5 protein-coding genes are annotated in these 2,905 nt (G+C 41.8%); all 5 read right to left on the minus strand.

What is annotated here, in order from left to right:
• Positions 1-143: 143 nt before the first annotated feature.
• Positions 144-449 carry a hypothetical protein gene (locus PSI17_RS16345; RefSeq protein ID WP_273552973.1) on the minus strand — a complete coding sequence of 102 codons (306 nt, stop codon included), beginning with the start codon at positions 447-449 and terminating at the stop codon, positions 144-146.
• The gene (locus PSI17_RS16350; protein ID WP_273552974.1) at positions 449-751 is read right to left on the minus strand and encodes an XRE family transcriptional regulator; all 303 of its coding nucleotides are present in this window, start codon (positions 749-751) and stop codon (positions 449-451) included. The genes PSI17_RS16345 and PSI17_RS16350 overlap by 1 nt, the downstream gene beginning before the upstream one ends.
• A 39-nt stretch (positions 752-790) precedes the next feature.
• Complete coding sequence (locus tag PSI17_RS16355; RefSeq protein WP_045970755.1) at positions 791-1,060, minus strand: hypothetical protein; 270 nt, start codon at positions 1,058-1,060, stop codon at positions 791-793.
• Between the two features lie 116 nt (positions 1,061-1,176).
• Positions 1,177-2,415: an HlyD family secretion protein gene (locus tag PSI17_RS16360; RefSeq protein WP_273552975.1), complete on the minus strand. Its 1,239-nt coding sequence runs from the start codon at positions 2,413-2,415 to the stop codon at positions 1,177-1,179.
• Positions 2,408-2,905: TolC family protein (locus tag PSI17_RS16365; protein WP_273552976.1), on the minus strand; the 498-nt coding region annotated here is incomplete at its 5' end. The genes PSI17_RS16365 and PSI17_RS16360, both read right to left, overlap by 8 nt.

The raw sequence follows: 2,905 nt of genomic DNA on the forward strand, positions 1-2,905 counted from the left end.
CCCTATACCTAAATCGTGATAACAGCTATCATTTCTTCAACTTCCTCATCTATGCCAACTTTAACGAAGCCAAAAAACCAACAGGTTCCCCATCCAGACAAACTGCGCGTGTTTGGTATGAAGGAAAATTTTGTTGTGTTAATTCAAATCTGTTTTTTAAGCACTAAGCCAAATAATGGGTTCTCAACGACCGGAATAACGGCAATATCGAATTTATCTGGTTCCGGCAAAAAATTAATATCCATTAATGCAGCAAATCGTGACGTCGCCAAATAGGCTTCTTCAATATCATCGGCATACATAGCCATCCCAAATTCATTTTCATCCAGCGTTGCGAATCGACGGTTACGCGTGTTAAACAGCACATAACCGACAACATCAGGATCTTTTTCAGTTAGCCCTAATGTATCGAGTTCTTTCTGAAGTCTTTTAAATTTATTATTTTTCATTATAAATTTCCGCTAGTTATCAAGGGCTGTATTAGATTTTCTTCAAATTCAGCCCCTAACTTCCTCATTTCATCCAAAATAAGTGACAATTCGTTTTGATCTAACGTCAATTGGGCTGCTACGAAAAAAAGGATATGTTGATTTAATTCTCGTGGTTTTTCACCTCCAGTGTACTTACGCCATTGATTACTGTTAGATACCCCCGCAAGTTCTGCCATTTGTTGCCCCGTAAAATGCAATCGGCCTTTCAGATCAGTCAAATCATTTGTTGAAGGAGGGATGTAATTTTCAATTAGTCGCATAAGTATTCCATTAAAAAATGGGGCACATAGCCCCATTCATTAACCTACAAAAATATATTTTATGGCCGCGATGACGACTGCAACCCCAACCGTAAGGATTATTTTTTTCAGCCAATCTATATCACTTTTGATTGATGTTAAATCAGCTTTTAAATTGCTTTCTGTTTGTTTTAAATCCTCTTTTGTCGCCGTACTGACATTTTGTAAGTCCGCTATAATCTCAACAATTTTTTCTGCTTGTGATTCATCCATGCCTGATTCTTTTAGAGATTTAATGGCGTTATGTATATTCATAGTTATGGACGGCATTTTTCACCCTCTTAGGGTTGATGGCTGCTGATCATCAGCTACCTGTGTAATTAACACTAACACCAAAGGGGCTAATTAGCTAGATTTTTAGGCAACTCCCCGCTTCCGCATACGTTTCACCGAGGCAACGCAATAAACCCTTCTTCCAGCCCATGCACCTCTATACCTTCCGGCATAGCTTCTCCGACAGTTACCTGACGAAATACAGCCTGATGGTTTAAATCCGGGCGCCAATTGATGATTAATTGCCCATTGCTATCGCGAGTCAATGCGGCTTCGGGTATAACAATGCCCTGTTTATTGCGATAAATAACAATATTAACTTTAGCACTCATTCCTGGCCTGATAGGATAACCCTGCTTCATGGATGAAGTCACTTTAATCATTACATCGTAATAAATCGCCGATCCGGGTTTGTCCGTATTCACACTTTGCATCGCAATGGTTTCAATTTCTCCATCCAGAAGGTGATCAGAAAATCCCTCCCCGCTAATTTTGACTGCCTGCCCTTCTTTGAGTTTGGCGAGATCGGTTTCTTCAACTTGTGCCAGTACCTGATATTGTTTGGTATCCATAATCTCCAGTAAAGGCATCCCTTCGGTAACCCGAACGCCGGTCTGAATCGTTAAGCGCTTTTTACTTTCTCCCTGTGTTGCCGCCCTAAGTACAACGCCTGAAAATGGTGCTTTAATTTCTTTATGTAAATATTGTTCTTGTAATGCCTGATAACGGTTTGCCGCATTTTGAAGCTCCATCTCTGCAACACGGACATTATTGACGCTGCCTTTTTGTCGGGTAGAGGCAAGATCATCCTGTACGGAAGCCAGTTCTGTTAATTGCCGACGAAGTTGCTGTTGGAGGTTTTCCACTTCCATTTTGGGAACGATGCCGCGTGAAAAAAGTACCTGCGTTTTGGCAAGATTATTTTTTAATTCAATAACTATATGATTCGCATTTTCGACATTTCTTCTGGCACGGATCACGTCTTGGCTGTTTTCCCAGTCATGCAATTGGTCAACAACAGATGATGCCTTGATCATCTCAACTTGCGCTTGCCGAAGCTCAATATCAATCTTTCGGGTATCAAGCGTCACCAATGTCTGCCCGATTTCCACGGGTTGCCCTTCTTTGACCAAAACATGTTTGATAATGGTGTCAAATGGTGCAGGTATAGTTTCAAGGCGCGCAGTTTGTAGATGGCCGACTAAGCCAAGTCGTTTTTCTATCACACGTTGTTTTACCTCAATCCATTGTGCGGATCCCTGAACCGGAGAAGGTTTGAAGGACAAGAAGGCAAAAAAACAAACTATCACGATAAATATGCCAGCTATGGCCCAACGATAACGTTTAATCATTGAGGGTTATCTCCCAACTTTCCAAGGTCGTGCCAAGAATCTGATCCAGTTCAGCCTGAGAATTGAGATAGTGAATCAATGTGTTCAAGCGTGCATTTTCAGCATTTCTTAAGTCGGTTTCAAAACTCAGAACCTGAAAGTTGCTGGATCGCCCGGCCTGCAATTTTTCTTGTTCAATGTCGAGTTTCTGTTGAGAAAGCGAACGGGCTTTTATCGCTAATTGATATTCCTGCCAGCGTGATTCGGTATCACGGATGGCATTGATGACTTTTTGTTCCAGATTTGTTTTTGCCTCCTCCACGTGTAACACCTGCTTCTGGACATTAACCTTGGCCTGAACTTCCGTCTGTTTCTGTGTCATATCGCCGATTGGAATATCCAGTTGTATCCCCACGTAATTTTCCCAGTTTCGGGATTCAGGAGAGGATGAACGATATTGGGATCGCCCTCCAACCAGTGATAAATCCCAGAGCCGATTATTTCGTGCCTG

The organism is Xenorhabdus sp. IM139775, from assembly GCF_028598745.1.
Taxonomy (GTDB): Bacteria; Pseudomonadota; Gammaproteobacteria; order Enterobacterales; family Enterobacteriaceae; genus Xenorhabdus.